Below are 19,540 nucleotides of genomic sequence, written 5' to 3'. Positions count from 1 at the left end.
GTGGGTCGGACGTGGAAACTCGCCGGATAACGGATGGGGGCCGCCCGTAGGCTTGAGGCATGACCACGACGGGGGAAGACGATGTGACGGCCGGGGGCGGGCCGTGGTGGTGGGACAGGCGCCGCAGTGCGGTGTTCGATGTCGGGCTCGCGGTGGTGTCCGCGCTGGAGTGTGCGCTGGAGGGGATCCCGTTCGCGTGGGAGGCGGGGATCCCGGTGTCCGCCGGGGTGGTGTTCGGCCTGCTGGCGGGGTCGGTGCTGCTGGTGCGGCGGAAGTGGCCGATCGCGGTGGTGCTGGTGGCGATCGCGGTGACGCCGGCGTCGATGGGTCTGCTGCTGGGTGTGGTGGGCCTGTATTCGCTGGCCGCGGCGGATCTGCCGCGCCGGATCATCGGTTCGCTGGCGGGGATGCAGTCGCTGGGCGTGCTCATCGTGATGTTCGTGCGGTTGCGGCAGGACGCGGCGCGGGGCGATCTGGATGTGGGGGACTGGATCGTGCCGTTCGCGTCGATCACGATGGCGCTGGGGGTGACGGCGCCGCCGTTGCTGCTGGGGCTGTATGTGGGGGCGCGCCGGCGGTTGATGGAGAGCTTGCGGGAGCGGGCGGACAGTCTGGAGCGGGAGCTTCAGTTGCTTGCGGAGCGGGCGGAGGAGCGTGCGGAGTGGGCGCGGGGTGAGGAGCGGACGCGGATCGCGCGTGAGATGCATGACGTGGTGGCGCATCGGGTGAGTCTGATGGTGGTGCATGCGGCGGCGTTGCAGGCGGTGGCGCGGAAGGATCCGGAGAAGGCGGTGAGGAATGCCGCGCTGGTGGGGGATATGGGTCGGCAGGCGTTGACGGAGTTGCGGGAGATGCTCGGGGTGCTGCGTTCGGGTGGGGACGGGGGGTTGCGGCAGGAGCGGGCGTCGGTGCCGTTGGCGGCGGTGGGGGCGGCTGCGGCGGCTGCGGCGTCGCGGGCGGTGGATGAGGGTGCGGGGCTGGGTGAGGGGCCGTGTCTGTCGGAGATCGATGAGTTGGTGGGGCAGTCGGCGGCTGCGGGCATGGTGGTGGATTTGTCGGTGGAGGGGGAGGTTCGTGGGTATGCGCCGGAGGTGGAGTCGACGGCGTATCGGGTGGTGCAGGAGGCGTTGACGAACGTCCATAAGCATGCGGCGGGTGCGAAGACGTATGTGCGTCTGGCGCATCGGGTGTCGGAGATCGCGATGCAGGTGGAGAACGAGCCGCCGTCGGGTGCGGTGTCGTCGGCGGGGTTGCCGTCGGGGGGGAATGGTCTGGTGGGGATGAAGGAGCGGGTGTCGGCGCTGGGTGGGGTGTTTGTGTCGGGGCCGACGGATGCGGGGGGTTTTCGGGTGTCGGCGGTGATTCCGGCGTCGTAGGCCGGGGGAAGTCGTAGACCGGGAAGCGGCGGTGGGGTCAGCCGGCGGTGAGGCGTGCGGGTTCGATGCCGGAGATGAGTGTGGTGAGGCCGTGGTCGATGGTGGGGCCGAGGTACCAGTCGCCGGTGTGGTCGAGGGCGTAGACGCGGCCTTGGGTGTCGATGGCGAGGAGGGCCTGGGTGTCGGTTTCGGCGCCGAGGGGGCAGACCTCGGTGTCGAGGGCGCGGCCGAGGTCGCCGAGGGTGCGGGCGAGGTGGAGGCCGTGGAGGGGGTCGATGTGGAGGGTTGTGGGGGCGACTTGGCGGCCGGGGCCGGTGGGGGTGATGTGGAGGCCGCCGAATTCGGCCCAGGCTTCGACGGCTGCGGGGAAGACGGTGTGGCGGTGTCCTGCGGGTGAGGTGTGGTCGCGGAGGGTGTCGGCCCAGATTTCGGCTTGTTTGATGTCCCAGCGTCCGGGTTGCCAGCCGGCGGTGCGGAGGGCGGCGTCGACGGGGACGGCGAAGCGGGTGGTGGAGGTGCGGTCGGTGTGCATCTGCTCTTCGTTCGTCGAGGTCGTGTGGTGGTGCGGGGTGGTTCAGCCGTCGGTGGTGGCGGCGGGGTCGACCATGCGGACGCCGAAGTGGGCGGTGAGGGCGGTGCAGGCGCGGCAGGGGGTGGCGTAGGCGCCGTGGAGGGGGTCGCCGTCTTCGCGGATGCGGCGGGTGGTGAGTTTTGCTTGTTTGAGGGCTTTGCGTGCTTCGCCGTTGGTCATGGGTTTTCGTGCGGCGCGTTTGCTGCGGGCGGCGTCGGCGGTGGTGATGTGCCGGGAGATGAGGATGGTTTCGGCGCAGCGTCCGGTGAAGCGGTCGCGTTGGTCGCTGGTGAGGGTGTCGAGGAAGTCCTGGACGAGGGGGTGGAGGGCGGGGGGTGTGTCGCCGCGGGCGGCGGTGCCGGTGAGGGTTTCGCCGCGGACGGAGAGGGCGGCGGCGATGGTGGGGAGGATGCCGTCGCGGCGGTGGTGGAGGGTGGGGGTGGGGGTGGTGTCGGTGGTGCTCCAGCCGATGCGGGGGTCGCCGGAGCGGGGGTCGCCGGATGGGCCGGTGTGCGTCCCCGTCTGCGTCATGTTCATGATCGTCTTCCCCTCCCGAGCATCCCCCCGGAGGTCACAGAGTGCCAAATGGGCAGGCTGATGGGGAAGCTGGGGCGGGGTGACACGCCCGGGTTGGGGCGGGCTGTCACGGGAGGGTGACGGGTGGTCACGGAAGCGGAGGGGTGGGTGACCGGTGCCGGTGACCGGTCGGGGCGTACCGCATAGGCTGTCGGCACCGCGATTCACGCGGTGTTCCGCACGGTTGTGCGTGCGGGCGCCGTGGGGGTCGTGGCGGAATGTAGTCGAGACAGACGTGACAGTCGAATACGTTCTGTAACGGTCCGAAGGTGGGCGGTGCGGGGCGTATGGAATGCCGCAGGGGGCAACCGCCATGACGACAGGTCGGCTCGGGCTGGGGGATCCTCCCGGCCGCCAGGCCGGGGGACAAGCCGCGCCGCCGAACGCGGCCTATGCCGGGCAGGTCGTGCACTTCCCGGATCCGGTGCGTGCGGCGCGCCACCCGAGAGGGGTACGGGTGGACGAGCGTGGTTACCCCGACTTCTCGCCCTATGCGCGCGCGGCTGTGGAGATCGCGGAGCCGCCGGAGGGTTTCGGTGTCGACGAGTTGCGGCTGACGGACTTTGTGTCGGCGAACGCGGCGTTGGCGGCGAGTGGGCACGAGTTGTGGGACACGGTGCCGGCGGTGGCGACGCCGCACGGCTGGACGTGGCATCACGTGGCGGGTTCGCGGCGGCTGGAGCTGGTGCCGGTCGAGGTGAAGGCGCTGTTGCGGCATCACGGTGGTGTGGCGACGTCGGCGGTGGATCACGGCAAGCGGGGCACGCGGCCGTTGCAGGAGACGCGGCCGGCGCATTTCGGGCTGCCGAAGTCGGGTGCGGCGGTGTCGGAGTCGCAGGTGCTGGGCGTGGAGGAGGATCTGGGCTACCGGTTGCCGGGTGCGTACCGGTCGTTCCTGAAGGCGGCGGGTGGCTGTGCGCCGGTGGGTACGGCGTTGGACGCCGAGCTGGGGCTGCTGGTGGACCAGCCGTTCTTCACGGTGCGGGACGAGGCGGCGGTCAATGATCTCGTGTACGTGAACAAGTGTCTGCGTGACCATCTCACCAAGGACTATCTGTGCGTGGCTTTCGTGCAGGGCGGTCTGCTGGCGGTGAAGGTGCGGGGCGAGCGGCAGGGTTCGGTCTGGTTCTGCGCGTACGACGATGCGCGGGACGTCGATCCGTCGTGGCCGCCGGCCGAGCGGGTGGAGCGGCTGCTGTTGGCGTGCGGTGATGACTTCGACGCGTTTCTGTCCCGGCTGGCGGGGTCTCCGCCGGAGTTGGAGACGGTGGCGAATCTGATGGTGGACGGCGGGTTCGCGCGTGTCGTTCCGGTTTCTTCCGCGGGGGAGTGAGCTTCGGCGATGGTGACGTACGCGCAGGCGCAGGAGCGCGCCGAGGAGTGGGTCAACGGGGATGTTCCGTCGTACCAGCATCGTGAGGTGCGGGTACGGGAGTTCGACCTGGGGTTTGTCGTGTGGGCGGAGGACCGTGCGGACGGGCCTCGTTCGGACGGTGGTGCGCAGCGGCTGGTGATCGCCCGTGACAGCGGTGAGGCGACGTTGTGGCCCGCGCTGCCGGTGGGTGAGGTGATCCGCCGGTACGAGGAGGAGTACGGCCGTGATGCCGAGCCGTCGGCGCCCGAGCCGGCGCCTGCGGCGCGGGTGGATCTGAATCACACGTCGTTCCTGTTGAGTCCGCCGGAGTGGTTGCAGGAGGCGGCGGACCGGCTGGGGATTCCGGACCGGCGCGGGGAGAGTGCGGGGGGTGCCTCGGGGGCCGGTGCGGTTCCGGGGCAGGGTGCGGGGTCGGCCGCGGCTTCCGCTGCTCCGGGTTCTGCCCCGGGTCCTGCTCCGGCGCCGGCTGCGGGTCCTGGTCCGCAGGATGCGTCCGCGGGGAGCGGGGTCGCGTGGCCCGCCGCTGGTGGGGACGGTTCCCAGGCGGGTGCGCCTGCCGGGGCGACTCCGTGGGCGGGTACGGACACCAATGCCGATGCCGGTGAGGATCGTTCCGTTCCGTTGCCGGAGACGGTGTTCGCGCCGCAGCTGAGCGAGTCCGGTGATGACACGCCGCCGCCCGCGTCGCCGTCGACGGCGGAGGCGCAGACCGCGCTGATCTCGGGTGGGAGTCAGCTCCCGCCGACGGCTGTCGCGCCGGCGGTTCCGGAGCCCGGCGCGCGGCAGGAGACGCCGCCGCCTCCGCCCGCGCCGCACGGCCATGCGCCGGGTACGCCTGCGCCGGGGTTGCCGGTGCCTCCGCCGCCCGGTCCGGGTGCGGCGCCCGAGCGGCCGCTCGCGCCGAACGCGGGTGACATCGCCGACGCCGCGACCAGCAAGGCGACCCCGCCGCCGCGTCGTGGCTCGGGTGCGACGACGCCGCCGCCTCCGGGTGCCCCGGGTACGCCGGGTGCGCGTCCGGGCGGTGCGCCTGCGTCCGGTCCGGCGGGCGGGTATGTGCCGACGCAGCTGGTGTCGTCGCTCGGCGGCCCGGAGGGGATCGGTGGTCCGACGCCTCCGCCCGGTGCGCCGAACGCGCCCGGCGGTACGCCGCCCGGCGGTGTCCACCACGCGGCGACGATGTTCGCCGACCCGGGAGCTCCGGGAACGCCCGCTCCTCCGGCGCCGCCCGGTGCTCCCCAGCCGCCTGGTGTCCCCGGCGCCCCCGGCGCTCCCGGTACCGCAGGAGGCGGCCGTCCGCCGGTGCATCACGCGGAGACCGTGCTGGCCGCACCTCCGGTGGGCGGTCCCGGTGCGCCGCCGCCCCCGGCTCCGCCCGGTATGCCCGGGGGTGCTCCCCCGATGCCGCCCGGCGCCGTGCCGCCGGGTACGCCTCCGTCCGGTGTTCCGGGTCCGGGGCAGCCGCCCATGTACGGTTATCCGCCGCAGCCGGCCGGTCAGCCGACGGTCGGCCCCGGCTACCAGGCGGTGCTGCGCTACCGCGCGCAGGACGGTTCCGAGCAGCAGCTGATCCGGCGTTCGGCGCCGGGCACGCCGCATCCGGAGTGGCAGATCTTCCATGAGCTGCGGGCCATGAACGTGCCGCCGGACCAGGTGCTGGAGCTGCACACCGAGCTGGAGTCGTGCGAGCTGCCGGGTGCGTACTGTGCGCGGATGATCCGGGAGCAGTGGCCGCAGGCGCGGATCACGAGCATCGCCCCGTACGGCACGGATCATGCCAGCCGGCAGCAGGGGATGCGGCAACTGCTGGCCCACCAGGGTGAGTTGCATCAGGTCGCGGACGGTCCGGCGCGTCCGGCGCCCGTCCGTGCGCCGATTCCGCCGGTGCAGCCGGTTCCGCCGGTTCCGCCGGAGGCGATCGCGCAGGAGCTGGCGGGGGCGTTCGGGCCGGGGGTGTTCCGGTTCGAGCAGGCGGCGGTGTCCCGGCAGGGGGTGCCGCCGGTGGTGGCGCACACGCTGGTGGCGGCGGGGCTGCCGATGGACATGGGCCCGTTCTTCTGGGCGCAGGCGCAGCCGGGCCGTCCGGTGCCGACGCTGGCGGAGCTGGCCGTGGAGCGGGGTGTGCAGGCGGCCCCGGACGCGGGTTCGTACCTGGTGATGGGCAGTGACTTCGGCAAGGCGATCTGTGTGCAGTACGGCACGGCGAACATCGTCGCGGTGCCGGTGGAGGCCGGGCCGGGCGGTGTGTCGGTTCCGCCGCAGTTCGTGAACACCGGTCTGCCGGAGTTCGCGCGCTGTCTGGCGCTGCTGGGGCGGATGTGGCGGCTGCGGTTCGGGCTGAACCAGGAGCAGGCGGGCCGCTGGACCGTCGACTTCCAGGCGCAGTTGGCCGCGCTGGACCCGGCGGCGCTGGGTTCGCCGGAGAGCTGGTGGTCGGTGCTGCTGGAGCAGATGTGGGACGGGCTGCTGTGATGCGGCGGCGCTGATGCGCGTGTGACGCGAGGAGCCGGGCCCGGTCGTGGAAGCGACCGGGCCCGGCTTTTGCGTGCCCCCTTCGCGGAGTGTCGCGTTATGAACACTTCCGTGTGATCCATCAAGATGTGCGCGATTCATCCCATTTCGCACTCGGTCGTCGTGGTGGGCTTCGTGTCCGTCGGTGGAGAGGGGTTCCAGGGTGAGCAGCGCATCGGTGTCGTCGCATGACTTCGAGGTCGTGCGGGGGCGTGGCTACCGGCCCTTGCAGGTGATCGCGTACGTCGAGGCCCTCTCGGAGGACCGTGACGCCGCCTGGGAGCGGGCGGCGCGGTTCACGGTGCTGGCCAGGGAGATGGAGGAGGAGCTGGGGCTGCTGCGCGCGCGGGTGGCGGCGCTTCCCGAGCAGACGTATGAATCGCTCGGGGAGAGTGCGCGGCGGCTGTTCGAGCTGGCCCGGGAGGAGGCGACCGCCCTGCGGGAGGCGGCCCGGCAGCATGCGCAGGACGTGACGGATCTGGCGCGGGAGGACGCGGCCGGTGTGCGGGAGGCGGCGCGGGCGTACGCGGACCGGGTGCGTGCGGAGTCGGACGAGTACGCCCGTCAGCGGCTGCTCGCGGCCCGCGCGGAGGCCGACGAGATCCGGATCGAGGCCCGGCTGGAGGTGAAGGAGCAACGCGGACGGACGCTGGCGGCGGTGCGGGAGATGCGGGAGCGCACGTCCGGGATGCTCGCGGAGGGGGCGCGGGAGCAGGCGGAACGGCTGGACGAGGTGGAGCGGGAGGAGGCCACACGGGTGGCCGGGCTGGACGACCGTCAGGCGGAGGCGGAGGCCCGGGCGCGGAGTGCGCTGGCCGAGGCGCAGCAGATGTTCGCCGAGGCGGAGGAGTGGGCCGGGCGTCGTGCGGAGGAGGCGCAGGAGCGCGCGGCGGAGGTGCTGGCCGAGGCGCGCTCCCGCGCGGAGGGCATCGCGCGGGAGACGGAGCGGGTGCTGCGCGACCACGCCGGCCGGCGTGAGGAGGTGCAGACGCACATGGACCATGTGTGCGCCAGTCTCAGCGCGCTGACGGGCCGGGTGGTGGAGTGAGGGGAGGGGGTGTCACACCTCCCCGGTGTCACATCGGTGTCACGTCCTCCTGCGGGTCGCCCCGGCGAGGATCCACCCCTCCACCTCCTCGTACTCGCGCCGCTGTTCCTCCGCGCGGGCGCGGCCGGACGCCACGGTGCCGAGCCAGCCGCAGAGGAAGCCGAGGGGGATGGAGAGGAGGCCGGTGGTGGTGAACGGGAACCAGTTGAAGTCGGCGTCGGGAAAGGCGGAGACGGGTGATCCGGAGACCAGGTTGGTGCCCGGCATCAGCAGCAGCACGGACAGCGAGCCGCCGATGAGGGTGGCGAGCAGGCCGGTGCGGGTGTAGCGGCGCCAGAAGAGGCTGTAGACGAGGGCGGGGGCGATGGCGGAGGCGCCGAGGCAGAAGGACAGGGTGACCAGGGGTTGCAGGCTGTGGTGCTGCACCAGGGTGGCCAGCAGGATCGCGGGGACGCCCACGGCGAGTGCGGAGAGGCGGGCCAGGAGCATTTCGCGGCGTGGTGACATCTCCTCGACGCGGGCGGCGAAGACGTCGTGGGCGAGGGAGTTGGCGCAGGCGAGGATCATGCCGGCGACGGAGGCGAGGACGGTGAGGAAGATCGCCGCGGTGACGGTGGTGAAGAGGAACGTCTCCGCCGCGGACACCTCCGTGCCGAACGAAGCCTGTGAGCCGAGCATGTAGGCGGTGTTGCCCCGGGGGTCGGCCTGGGCGATGGCGGCCCGTCCGACCAGGGCGGTCGCGCCGAAGCCGATGACGGTGATGACGAGAACGAACAGGCTCACGCCGGCCACCGCCCAGGACATCGAGCGGCGCACCTGGCGGGCGTTGGAGGCGGTGTACATGCGCATGGTGACGTGGGGGAGGCAGGCGCCGCCGAGGACGACCGTCAGATGCGAGGTGATCATGTCCCAGCCGGGACTGACGCCGCCTGCGAACTGCAGGCCCGAGGCGAGGAACGCGTCGCCGACGCCGCTGCCCGCGGCGGCCGCGTCGAACAGGGCGCCCGGGTTCCAGTCGAAGCGGTGCAGGACGAGGGCGGCGACGACGATGCCGGAGCCGAGCAGCAGTACGATCTTCAGGATCTGGATGAGGGCGGTGCCCTTCATGCCGCCGATCGCCGCGTAGCTGATCATCAGGGCGCCCACGCCGATGATGCAGCCGGTCTGCAGGGATTCGCCGGAGAAGCCGAGGATGAACCCCATGAGCTGTCCGGTTCCGGCGAGTTGGACCAGCATCAGCGGCAGCAGCGCGGCGAGGGTGACGGCGCTGGCGGCGATCCGTATCCCGCGTCCCTGCGGCATACGGCGGGTGAGCGCGTCGCCCATGGTGAACCGGCCCGCGTTGCGCAGGGGTTCGGCCAGCAGGAACATCAGCAGCATCAGGGACAGGGCGGTGGACAGGGCGAGCACGATCCCGTCGTAGCCGAACAGGGCGATGACGCCGCCGGTGCCGAGGACGGTGGCGGCGGAGATGTAGTCCCCGGCGATGGCCAGGCCGTTGCGCATGGGGGAGAGGGAGCTGTAGCCGGTGTAGAACTCGTCGAGGTCGTCGCGGTCGGGGCCGGTCATCACGCACAGCAGGAGGGTGATCGTGGCGACGGCGGAGAAGCCGACGAGGGCCATGGCCTGGGTGTCGCCGTCGAATCCGGAATTCATCGTGTGGCCTCCCGCTTGGCGTCCAGGGCGCTCTGACGGCGGATGAGGTCCGCGAGGGGGTCGACGTGGCGGCGGGCGGTGCCCTCGTACAGGGCGATCGCCAGCCAGGTGACGGGCACTTGGAGCACGGCGAGGAGCAGTCCGATGGGTACGCCGTCGGTGACGGTGCCGGTCATGAAGTCCGGCGCGAACGCCGACAGGACGAGGAAGAGGACGAAGTATCCGAGTGCGGTGAGGGTGGCGGTACGGCGCTGCCAGCGGTAGGCGCTGCGCAGTCGGCGCAGGTCGGAGTGATGTCCGAGCGGGGCGTGCTGGGGAGCCCGCCTCGGCTCGGTGGCGGGCGGGGCCGCCGGGGGCAGCCAGGGATAGGTGTCGTAGGAGGGGGAGGCGGCGTACGGGGGCCGGGGAGGGGCGGCCCGGTGGGGGTGGGGGCGCTGGTACGGGTCGGTGGACATCCCGTGCTCCTTGCGTGGCTCGGGTCCGTGCGGGGACGGCAGGGAGGGGGGTGGGGAGCGGAGACCGCACGCTACCCGCGCCTACTGGGGTGCGCTGCGTTTTGGCCAAACTGAGCGGTCGGTATGCCGTATCGCAACCTTCAGGGGGCTGACCTGGGGTGTTACCCGGATTAACTCAGACTTTTGCGCCCCGGAGTCCGCCATGGAGTCCGCCACGGAGTCCGCCACGAAGTGCTGTCGTACGACTCCGACTTGACCCTGACGCGACGGCAGGGTGGAGCCTCGGATGCACCGACAGGGTGGGGCCCTCCCTGCACCGACAGGAGGACCCGACCCCGAGACGGGCTCCCCCCGTCGGCGTAAGCCCCTAGGGGTACCTCCGTACTACGGCTGGGGGAGGGTTCGTACCGGCGGAGGACGAGACGGGGCGGGAGCCGTCCTTAACCTGGCTTTACGCCGCCGGGGGGTGGCGAAGCACAGCAACGGGGGTGGGGTTTTCCCCAGGGAAAGACTGCGCTGCACACCAGCGCGCCCGGCCCTCTCCCACCGCGAGACTGAAGCACAGCGCACGAACGGGCACCGAACGGCCGCCGGACGACACGGGGGGTCGCCGGGGCGCCGTATTCACTTTGCTGACCGACATAGGAGACTTACCGTGACATCGGCTGTAACCATTCCCAGGCACGGGGGCACTGGAGGGAGTACGGCCGTTGCCGCGCGGGCGCGGCAGGTCGTGAAGGCGTACGGGTCCGGTGAGACCCGCGTCGTCGCCCTGGACCACGTCGACGTGGACATCGCCCGCGGCCAGTTCACCGCGATCATGGGCCCCTCGGGGTCCGGCAAGTCCACCCTGATGCACTGCCTCGCCGGGCTCGACACCGTCACCGGCGGTCAGATCTACCTGGACGAGACCGAGATCACCGGCCTGAAGGACAAGAAGCTCACGCGGCTGCGCCGGGACCGCATCGGGTTCATCTTCCAGGCGTTCAACCTGCTGCCGACGCTGAACGCGATCGAGAACATCACGCTGCCCATGGACATCGCCGGCCGCAGGCCCGACAAGGCGTGGCTGGACCGGGTCGTGGAGACCGTCGGACTCGCGGGACGGCTGAAGCACAGGCCCACGCAGCTCTCCGGGGGCCAGCAGCAGCGTGTCGCGGTGGCACGGGCGCTGGCCGCCCGGCCGGAGATCATCTTCGGTGACGAGCCGACCGGAAACCTCGACTCCCGTGCGGGCGCCGAAGTCCTCGGCTTCCTGCGCCGCTCGGTCGACGAGCTGGGCCAGACCATCGTGATGGTCACTCACGACCCGGTCGCCGCCTCCTACGCGGACCGTGTGCTGTATCTCGCCGACGGCCGCATCGTCGACGAGATGCACCAGCCCACCGCCGAGCAGGTCCTGGACCGCATGAAGGACTTCGACGCCCGGGGGCGCACGTCATGACCGTGCTGAAGACGTCGATGCGCAACTTCTTCGCGCACAAGGGACGCATGGCGCTGTCGGCGATCGCGGTGCTGCTGTCGGTGGCGTTCGTGTGCGGGACCCTGGTGTTCACGGACACCATGAACACCACGTTCGACAAGCTGTTCGCGGCCACGTCGTCGGACGTGACGGTCAGCTCCAAGGACGCCTCCGACAGCGGGGAGACGACCTCCGGCAACGGCAAGCCGCCGGTGATCCCGGCCTCCGTGCTCGACGACGTCAAGGGCGCGGACGGTGTGAAGTCGGCCGAGGGCGCGGTGTTCTCCACCTCGGTGACCGTCGTCGACGGCGACAAGGACAGCGTCTCGCCGACCAGCGGCGCACCGACCATCGTCGGCAGCTGGAACGCCAACGAGGCCCGCACCATGGAGATCACCTCCGGCGCGGCCCCCGAGGGCGCCGACCAGATCATGGTCGATGCCGACACCGCCGACAAGCACGACCTGAGGCTCGGTGACGAGATCGGCGTCATCAGCGCGGTCGGCACGCACACCGCGAAGATCTCCGGCATCGCCGACTTCACCGTCACCAACCCCGGCGCCGCGATCTTCTACCTGGACACCAGGACGGCGCAGCGGACCCTCGTCGGCGAGAGCGGCGTCTACACCAACGTCAACGTCACCGCCGCGTCCGGCGTCAGCGACGCACAGCTGAAGAAGAACGTCACGGCCGAACTCGGCGGCGGCTACAAGGTGCTGACGGCCGAGGAGACGGCGGAGGCCAACCAGGAGAGCGTCGGGGACTTCATGAACGTCATGAAGTACGCGATGCTCGGCTTCGCCGGGATCGCCTTCCTCGTCGGCATCTTCCTGATCATCAACACCTTCTCCATGCTGGTCGCCCAGCGCACCCGGGAGATCGGCCTGATGCGGGCGATCGGCTCGTCCCGCAAGCAGGTCAACCGCTCCGTGCTGGTCGAGGCTCTGCTGCTCGGCGTGATCGGCTCGGTCGTCGGCGTCGGCGCGGGCGTCGGCCTCGCGGTCGGCCTGATGAAGCTCATGGGCACCATGGGCATGAAGCTGTCCACCGACGACCTCACGGTCGCCTGGACGACCCCGGCGCTCGGACTGCTCCTCGGCGTGGTCGTCACCGTGCTCGCCGCCTACCTGCCCGCCCGGCGGGCCGGGAAGATCTCCCCGATGGCCGCGCTGCGCGACGCCGGCACCCCGGCGGACGCCAAGGCGGGCTGGATCCGGGCCGCGATCGGTCTGGTCCTCACCGGCGCCGGCGGAGCCTGCCTCTATCTGGCCGGAACGGCCGACAAGGCCACCGACGGCTCCCTGTGGCTGGGCCTGGGCGTGGTGCTGTCCCTGATCGGCTTCGTCGTCGTCGGCCCCGTGCTGGCGAGCGGCGTGGTCCGCGTCCTCGGCGCGGTCCTGCTGCGGGCGTTCGGCCCCGTGGGCCGCATGGCCGAGCGCAACGCCCTGCGCAACCCGCGCCGTACCGGCGCGACGGGCGCCGCGCTGATGATCGGGCTGGCACTGGTGGCGTGCCTGTCCGTGGTCGGATCCTCCATGGTCGCCTCGGCCACCGAGGAACTCGACAAGACGGTGGGCACCGACTTCATCATCCAGGACGACAACGAGCAGCCGGTCATCCCGCAGGCCGTCGCGGCGGTCAAGTCGACGCCCGGGATCGACCGGGTCACCGAGTACAAGTGGACCAAGGCGGACTTCACCACGCCCGACGGCAGGACCACCGAGGACACCGCGATCACCGCGGCCGACCCGACGTACGCGACCGACCTGCGGGTCGAGACCGTCGCCGGCAAGCTCGCCGACGCCTACCGGCCCGACTCGATGTCCGTCCACGAGGACTTCGCCAAGGACCACGGCGTCACCGTCGGCTCGAAGATCGACGTTGCCTTCAAGGACGGCACCACGGGGACGCTGACGGTCCGCGCCATCACCAGCAGCGAGGGCGTGATCGACGCCGGCGCGATGTACACGTCCATCGACACCCTCGCGACGTACGTCCCGGCCGACAGGATGCCGCTGGACCTGATGGTCTTCGCCTCGGCGGCGGACGGGCAGAAGGACGCGGCGTACAAGGCGCTGAAGGAGTCGCTGGACGGCTTCCCGCAGTACGAGGTGCGCGACCAGACCGACTACAAGGAGGCGCTGAAGGACCAGATCGGCCAGCTGCTGAACATGATCTACGGTCTGCTGGCCCTGGCGATCGTCGTCGCGATCCTCGGCGTGGTGAACACCCTGGCCCTGTCGGTGGTGGAGCGCACCCGGGAGATCGGCCTGATGCGGGCCATCGGCCTCTCGCGGCGGCAGCTGCGCCGCATGATCCGCATGGAGTCGGTCGTGATCGCCCTGTTCGGTGCCCTGCTGGGCCTCGGACTGGGCATGGGCTGGGGCGCCACCGCGCAGCAGCTCCTCGCCCTGGAGGGCCTGAAGGTCCTCGACATTCCGTGGCCGACGATCATCGGCGTCTTCATCGGCTCGGCCTTCGTGGGCCTCTTCGCGGCCCTGGTCCCGGCCTTCCGCGCCGGCCGTATGAACGTCCTGAACGCCATCGCCACCGACTAGCCACCGCACACGGGGGTTGCGGGGGAGCACCGGCGCCGGACAGTCCCCCCAAGGACTGTCCGGCGCCGGGTACGTGCAGGCGCGCACGGGCTCCGGGTGCGTTGTCACCCAGGACCCGTCCGGCTGCCCGGGGGCGCGGGGAACTGCGCCACCGGCCCCGACCGGGCCGCAGCCGCCCGCGGGCCGACGGCGCCACGGCGAGAAGGTCCGGCGCCCCCTGCGGAACACACCGCGGAGCGTCCCGGCGGGTTCGGACAGGCTCCGGTGACCGGTCGGCGGACGTCATCCACAGCCCCCCGCACCCGCGGGCGCGGCGACGTACCCTGGACACCCCCGGCCCGCAGCGCGCGTCGGGCCCGTCGTGTTGCACACCCCCGGAGGGAATCCGCCCCGCATGAGCCTGCACGGTCTGCTCGATGCCGTAGTCAAGGACACCGCCCTCGCGGAAGCGATCACCGCGGCCGCCGACGGCAACCGCATGCACGTCGACCTCGTCGGCCCGCCCGCGGCCCGCCCCTTCACCATCGCCGCCCTGGCCCGCGAGACCGGCCGCCCCGTGCTCGCCGTGACGGCGACCGGTCGCGAAGGCGAGGACCTGGCCGCGGCCCTGCGCTCCCTCCTCCCGCCCGAGGGCGTCGTGGAGTACCCCTCCTGGGAGACGCTCCCGCACGAGCGGCTCAGCCCCCGCAGCGACACCGTCGGCCGGCGTCTCGCCGTACTGCGCCGTCTCGCGCACCCCAGCCCCGACGACCCCGAGACCGGACCGGTCTCCGTCGTCGTCGCGCCCGTGCGCTCCGTGCTCCAGCCACAGGTCAAGGGCCTGGGCGACCTCGAACCGGTCTCCCTGCGGACCGGAGAGACCGCCGACCTCAACGAGATCGTCGACGCCCTCGCCGCCGCCGCGTACGCGCGCGTGGAGCTGGTGGAGAAGCGCGGCGAGTTCGCCGTACGGGGCGGCATCCTGGACGTCTTCCCGCCCACCGAGGAACACCCCCTGCGCATCGAGTTCTGGGGCGACGACGTGGAGGAGATCCGCTACTTCAAGGTCGCCGACCAGCGCTCCCTGGAGGTCGCCGAGCACGGGCTGTGGGCCCCGCCCTGCCGCGAGCTGCTGCTCACGGACGACGTACGGGAACGCGCGCGGGTCCTGGCCGAGCAGCACCCGGAGCTGGGCGAACTGCTCGGCAGGATCGCCGAGGGCATCGCCGTGGAGGGCATGGAGTCCCTGGCCCCCGTGCTCGTCGACGACATGGAGCTGCTGCTGGACGTGCTGCCCCAGGGCGCCATGGCCGTCGTCTGCGACCCGGAGCGGGTGCGCACGCGCGCCTCGGACCTGGTGGCCACGTCCCAGGAGTTCCTGCAGGCCTCCTGGGCGGCCACCGCGGGCGGCGGGGAGGCGCCCGTCGATGTCGGCGCGGCGTCCCTGTGGTCGATCGCGGGCGTCCGCGACCGGGCGCGCGAGCTGGGCATGATGTGGTGGTCGGTGTCGCCGTTCGCCGCGGACGAGGAGCTTGACCCGGACACCCTGAAGCTCGGTATGCGCGCCCCCGAGACCTACCGGGGCGACACCGCGCGGGCGCTGGCCGACACCAAGGGCTGGCTCGCCGACGGCTGGCGCACCGTGTTCGTCACGGAGGGCCACGGCCCGGCCGCCCGCACGGTGGAGGTGCTCGGCGGCGAGGGCATCGCCGCGCGTCTCGACACCGACCTCGGCGAGATCAGCCCGTCCGTGGTGCACGTCGCCTGCGGCTGCATCGACCACGGCTTCGTCGATCCGGCGCTGAAGCTCGCCGTGCTCACCGAGACCGACCTCACCGGCCAGAAGGCGTCCGGCCGCGACGGCGCCCGGATGCCGGCCCGGCGCCGCAAGACCATCGACCCGCTGACCCTGGAGGCGGGCGACTACATCGTGCACGAGCACCACGGCGTGGGCCGCTACATCGAGATGGTGCAGCGCACCGTGCAGGGCGCCACCCGCGAGTACCTGGTCGTGGAGTACGCCCCGGCCAAGCGCGGCCAGCCCGGCGACCGGCTCTACATCCCCACCGACCAGCTGGAGCAGATCACCAAGTACGTCGGCGGCGAGGCGCCCACCCTGCACCGTCTCGGCGGTGCGGACTGGACCAAGACCAAGGCGCGCGCCAAGAAGGCCGTCAAGGAGATCGCCGCCGACCTGATCAGGCTGTACAGCGCGCGCATGGCCGCCCCCGGCCACGCCTTCGGCGCCGACTCGCCCTGGCAGCGCGAGCTGGAGGACGCCTTCCCGTACGCGGAGACGCCCGACCAGCTCACCACCATCGCCGAGGTCAAGGAGGACATGGAGAAGTCGGTCCCCATGGACCGTCTGATCTGCGGTGACGTCGGCTACGGCAAGACCGAGATCGCGGTGCGGGCCGCGTTCAAGGCCGTACAGGACGGCAAGCAGGTCGCCGTGCTGGTGCCGACCACGCTGCTGGTGCAGCAGCACTTCGGGACGTTCAGCGAGCGGTACGCGCAGTTCCCGGTGGTCGTGAAGGCGCTGTCCCGCTTCCAGACCGACACGGAGGCGAAGGCGGTTCTGGATGGGCTGCGGGAGGGTTCGGTGGACGTCGTCATCGGCACCCACCGCCTGTTCTCCTCGGAGACGAAGTTCAAGGACCTGGGTCTGGTCATCGTCGACGAGGAGCAGCGCTTCGGCGTCGAGCACAAGGAGCAGCTGAAGAAGCTGCGCGCGAACGTCGACGTACTGACCATGTCGGCCACGCCGATCCCGCGCACCTTGGAGATGGCGGTGACCGGCATCCGCGAGATGTCGACGATCACCACCCCGCCGGAGGAGCGGCACCCGGTGCTCACCTTCGTCGGGCCCTACGAGCAGAAGCAGATCGGCGCGGCCATCCGCCGCGAGCTGCTGCGCGAGGGGCAGGTCTTCTACATCCACAACCGGGTTGAGTCCATCGACCGCGCGGCGGCCCGGCTGCGCGAGATCGTGCCCGAGGCGCGTATCGCCACCGCCCACGGGCAGATGTCGGAGTCTGCGCTGGAGCAGGTCGTCGTCGACTTCTGGGAGAAGAAGTTCGATGTGCTGGTGTCGACGACGATCGTCGAGTCCGGCATCGACATCTCCAACGCCAACACCCTGATCGTTGAGCGCGGCGACAACTTCGGCCTCAGCCAGCTGCACCAGCTGCGCGGCCGGGTGGGCCGGGGCAGGGAGCGCGGTTACGCGTACTTCCTGTACCCGCCGGAGAAGCCGCTGACCGAGACCGCGCACGAGCGGCTCGCCACGATCGCCCAGCACACGGAGATGGGTGCGGGCATGTATGTGGCGATGAAGGACCTGGAGATCCGCGGCGCCGGAAACCTGCTCGGCGGTGAGCAGTCCGGTCATATCGCGGGCGTCGGCTTCGACCTGTATGTGCGGATGGTGGGCGAGGCGGTCGCGGACTACCGGCGCCAGCTGGAGACCGGTGAGATCGAGGAGGAGCCGCCGCTCGAGGTGAAGATCGAGCTGCCCGTGGACGCGCATGTCCCGCATGACTATGCGCCCGGCGAGCGGCTGCGTCTCCAGGCGTACCGGGCGATCGCCTCCGCCAACAGCGAGGACGACATCCGGGCCGTGCGTGAGGAACTCGTCGACCGCTACGGCAAGCTGCCGGAGCCGGTGGAGAACCTGCTGCTGGTGGCGGGTCTGCGCATGCTGGCCCGGGCGTGCGGGGTCGGCGAGATCGTGCTGCAGGGCAGCAACATCCGTTTCGCGCCGGTGGAGTTGCGCGAGTCCCAGGAACTGCGGCTGAAGCGCCTGTACCCGGGCACGGTCATCAAGCCGGCCGCCCACCAGGTGCTGGTGCCGCGCCCGAAGACCGCGAAGGTGGGCGGGAAGCCGCTGGTCGGACGGGATCTGCTCGGCTGGGTCGGGGAGTTCCTGACGTCGGTGCTGGGGTCCTGAGGCCCGGTCCGTAACTCCCGTCGGGCCGCCGCCGTCCGGGCACAGCGGGCCGTCCACGGCGGTGGTCGCCGTGGACGGCCTGACGGGTGGGCGAGGCCTTACGGCTGGTCGGGACGGTCGCGGTCCATGCCGAGCCGGCGTTCGGCCTGCTGCTGCCCGGTGTCGACCTGCTGCTCGTATTTGCCGCCGGTCCTCTCGTTCATCTTCTTTTCCGCGGCGTCCGAGGCCTGCCTGGCTTTCTCGCGTGCCGCCTTGTTGCTCTTGAACCTGTCGAGGATGCCCATTCAGAGCTCCTTCCGGGGGTGACTCAAAACCGACAATACGCGCGCTTCGGGGTGAATGCCTGAGAAGTGTCGATGTGGTCTGGACCTCTCGCTCGTTACGGTGAGAGCCGGGATCGGCCCGCCCCCGCCGGGGCAGGGATATAGAGGAACAAGGGAGGGGCGCGGTGACGCGACACAAGGGGTGGGGCCGGCGGCTCCGGCACACGGGACCGGCGGTGATGGCCGCGGTGGCTCTTCTCGCCGGCTGCGACGGACTTCAGGACACCGGCTCCCCGGCCGGCGGCGGAAGCGGGGCCGCCGCCCCCGACGGACGTGCCGTCAGCCCGCTGGACAACCCCGACGGCACCGAACCGGGCCTCGCTCCCGTGACCGGCGAGAAGAACCGTGCCGCTGCCATGGCCCTGATCGAGAAGGTGACCACCAAGGGCCGCGGACCCAAGACGGGCTACGACCGCGACGAGTTCGGCTACGCCTGGATGGACACGGCCGACGGGGTGCCGCTCGCCCGAAACGGCTGCGACACCCGCAACGACCTGCTGAAGCTCCATGGACGCGATGTCCGGTTCCGGTCGGGTTCCGACTGTGTGGTGGTCTCGATGGAGCTGTACGACCCGTACACCGGCAAGGACCTCGCCTGGAAGAAGGCGAAGGCGGCCGAGGTGCAGATCGACCACGTGGTCCCGCTGTCCTACAGCTGGCAGTTGGGCGCTGCCCGATGGCCGGAGAGCAAGCGCGAGCAGCTGGCGAACGACGCGCTGAACCTGCTTCCCGTCGAAGGGCGCGCCAACGCGGCGAAGCGGGACTCGGGCCCCGCGGCCTGGCTCCCCCCGAACAAGGCCGTCCGGTGCGCCTACGCGGTCCGCTTCGCGCAGGTCGCCCTCAAGTACGCGCTGCCGGTGACCCCGGCCGACCGGCGGATGATGCTGGAGCAGTGCGGCGGCTGAAGCGGGGGAAATCGTTTCCCCTGGCCACGGGTCCATGCCTACGGTGACGCCATGGACTTCACGGTATCGAGCCTCGCCGACCGTCCCGACCGGGCGGCGGCCGTACGCGACATGGCGGACACCTGGCCGCAGTTCGCGACCGAGGGCCTGGTGGCCTTCGGGTACTTCCCGCGCATCGCCCGGGAACTGCCCGAGTTCGTGCTCTTCGCCGAGGACGACCGCGGTGAGGTGGTCGCCAACGCCTACAGCGTGCCGTTCGCGCTCGATGTCGCGGGGCGCGGGGAACTGCCCGCGCGGGGCTGGGACGAGGTCCTGGTGTGGGCCTTCTCCGACCTGCGCCGAGGGGTCCGCCCCGACACGGTCAGCGCGATCTCGGTCTCCGTCGCCCCGCACGCCCAGGGCCGCGGGCTGTCCGCGGCGATGGTCTCCGCGATGCGCGACAACGCCCGGGCCCGTGGCTTCCGTGGGCTCGTCGCCCCCGTGCGTCCCAACGCCAAGCACCTCGAACCGGATGCGTCCATGGAGGAGTACGCCCGTCGTGTGCGCCCGGACGGCCTGCCGCACGACCCCTGGCTGCGCGTCCACGCCCGGGCCGGCGCCACCGTGGAGTCGGTGGCGCCGGCGTCGATGACGGTCGCCGCCTCCCTGGAGGACTGGCGTGGCTGGACCGGGCTGCCCTTCGACACCGATGGCGAGGTCGAGGTGCCCGGCGCGCTGGCGCCGGTGCGCTGCGAGGCGCAGCGCGGATACGCGGTGTACGTCGAGCCCAACGTGTGGATGCGGCACCCGCTGTGAA

The 19,540-nt window shown here is 71.5% G+C and carries 14 protein-coding genes; 9 read left to right on the top strand and 5 right to left on the bottom strand.

Features of this window, described 5'->3' with window-relative positions; genetic code table 11:
• Positions 1-59 precede the first annotated feature (59 nt).
• A complete protein-coding gene (locus tag AB0L56_RS22950; RefSeq protein ID WP_365425818.1) occupies positions 60-1,376 on the top strand; it encodes a histidine kinase in 1,317 nt (438 codons plus the stop codon).
• Between the two features lie 37 nt (positions 1,377-1,413).
• On the opposite strand, the gene AB0L56_RS22945 is transcribed toward AB0L56_RS22950, so the two are convergent.
• Both AB0L56_RS22945 and AB0L56_RS22940 read right to left on the bottom strand, forming a co-directional pair.
• Positions 1,414-1,908, bottom strand: a complete 495-nt coding sequence (locus tag AB0L56_RS22945) for an SUKH-3 domain-containing protein (protein WP_361027463.1) — start codon at positions 1,906-1,908, stop codon at positions 1,414-1,416.
• Between the two features lie 42 nt (positions 1,909-1,950).
• On the bottom strand, positions 1,951-2,484 hold the full coding sequence (locus tag AB0L56_RS22940) for a YwqJ-related putative deaminase (protein ID WP_361027460.1): 534 nt from the start codon (positions 2,482-2,484) through the stop codon (positions 1,951-1,953).
• 352 nt (positions 2,485-2,836) lie between these two features.
• Between AB0L56_RS22940 and AB0L56_RS22935 the strand changes: the two genes are divergently transcribed.
• From AB0L56_RS22935 to AB0L56_RS22925, 3 genes are all read left to right on the top strand, one after another.
• Positions 2,837-3,856, top strand: a complete 1,020-nt coding sequence (locus AB0L56_RS22935) for an SMI1/KNR4 family protein (RefSeq protein WP_365425815.1) — start codon at positions 2,837-2,839, stop codon at positions 3,854-3,856.
• 9 nt (positions 3,857-3,865) lie between these two features.
• Positions 3,866-6,370, top strand: a complete 2,505-nt coding sequence (locus AB0L56_RS22930) for an SUKH-4 family immunity protein (protein WP_365425813.1) — start codon at positions 3,866-3,868, stop codon at positions 6,368-6,370.
• Positions 6,371-6,572: 202 nt separating this feature from the next.
• Positions 6,573-7,457, top strand: coding sequence for a cellulose-binding protein (locus AB0L56_RS22925; protein ID WP_365425811.1), 885 nt, complete (start codon positions 6,573-6,575; stop codon positions 7,455-7,457).
• Positions 7,458-7,496: 39 nt separating this feature from the next.
• On the opposite strand, the gene AB0L56_RS22920 is transcribed toward AB0L56_RS22925, so the two are convergent.
• Together AB0L56_RS22920 and AB0L56_RS22915 are read right to left on the bottom strand one after the other, a co-directional pair.
• A complete protein-coding gene (locus AB0L56_RS22920; RefSeq protein ID WP_365425809.1) occupies positions 7,497-9,113 on the bottom strand; it encodes a cation acetate symporter in 1,617 nt (538 codons plus the stop codon).
• Positions 9,110-9,568 carry a DUF485 domain-containing protein gene (locus AB0L56_RS22915; protein WP_361027445.1) on the bottom strand — a complete coding sequence of 153 codons (459 nt, stop codon included), beginning with the start codon at positions 9,566-9,568 and terminating at the stop codon, positions 9,110-9,112. The genes AB0L56_RS22920 and AB0L56_RS22915 overlap by 4 nt, the downstream gene beginning before the upstream one ends.
• A gap of 655 nt (positions 9,569-10,223) precedes the next feature.
• Between AB0L56_RS22915 and AB0L56_RS22910 the strand changes: the two genes are divergently transcribed.
• The 3 genes from AB0L56_RS22910 (at position 10,224) to mfd (ending at position 17,516) form a co-directional block, all read left to right on the top strand.
• The gene (locus AB0L56_RS22910) at positions 10,224-11,012 is read left to right on the top strand and encodes an ABC transporter ATP-binding protein (RefSeq protein ID WP_365425807.1); all 789 of its coding nucleotides are present in this window, start codon (positions 10,224-10,226) and stop codon (positions 11,010-11,012) included.
• Entirely contained in the window at positions 11,009-13,588 is a 2,580-nt protein-coding gene (locus AB0L56_RS22905; protein ID WP_365425805.1) for an FtsX-like permease family protein, read from the top strand. Before AB0L56_RS22910 ends, AB0L56_RS22905 begins: the two co-directional genes overlap by 4 nt.
• A gap of 394 nt (positions 13,589-13,982) precedes the next feature.
• The gene (mfd, locus tag AB0L56_RS22900; protein ID WP_365425803.1) at positions 13,983-17,516 is read left to right on the top strand and encodes a transcription-repair coupling factor; all 3,534 of its coding nucleotides are present in this window, start codon (positions 13,983-13,985) and stop codon (positions 17,514-17,516) included.
• 98 nt (positions 17,517-17,614) lie between these two features.
• Here mfd and AB0L56_RS22895 read toward each other — a convergent pair whose 3' ends face one another.
• Positions 17,615-17,800: an antitoxin gene (locus AB0L56_RS22895; RefSeq protein ID WP_361027433.1), complete on the bottom strand. Its 186-nt coding sequence runs from the start codon at positions 17,798-17,800 to the stop codon at positions 17,615-17,617.
• 218 nt (positions 17,801-18,018) lie between these two features.
• Here AB0L56_RS22895 and AB0L56_RS22890 point away from each other — a divergent pair, with 218 nt between their 5' ends.
• Entirely contained in the window at positions 18,019-18,744 is a 726-nt protein-coding gene (locus AB0L56_RS22890; RefSeq protein WP_365425971.1) for an HNH endonuclease family protein, read from the top strand.
• A 51-nt stretch (positions 18,745-18,795) separates the two neighbouring features.
• Positions 18,796-19,539 (top strand): N-acetyltransferase, encoded by a 744-nt coding sequence (locus AB0L56_RS22885; RefSeq protein WP_361027427.1) that lies wholly within the window; start codon positions 18,796-18,798, stop codon positions 19,537-19,539.
• Position 19,540 lies beyond the last annotated feature (1 nt).

The sequence above is a fragment of the Streptomyces sp. NPDC052079 genome, assembly GCF_040680275.1.
In the GTDB taxonomy this organism is placed as follows: Bacteria; Actinomycetota; Actinomycetes; order Streptomycetales; family Streptomycetaceae; genus Streptomyces.
The sequence above is the reverse complement of the archived record's forward strand: the minus strand, read 5'-3'. Positions and strand labels throughout refer to the sequence as shown.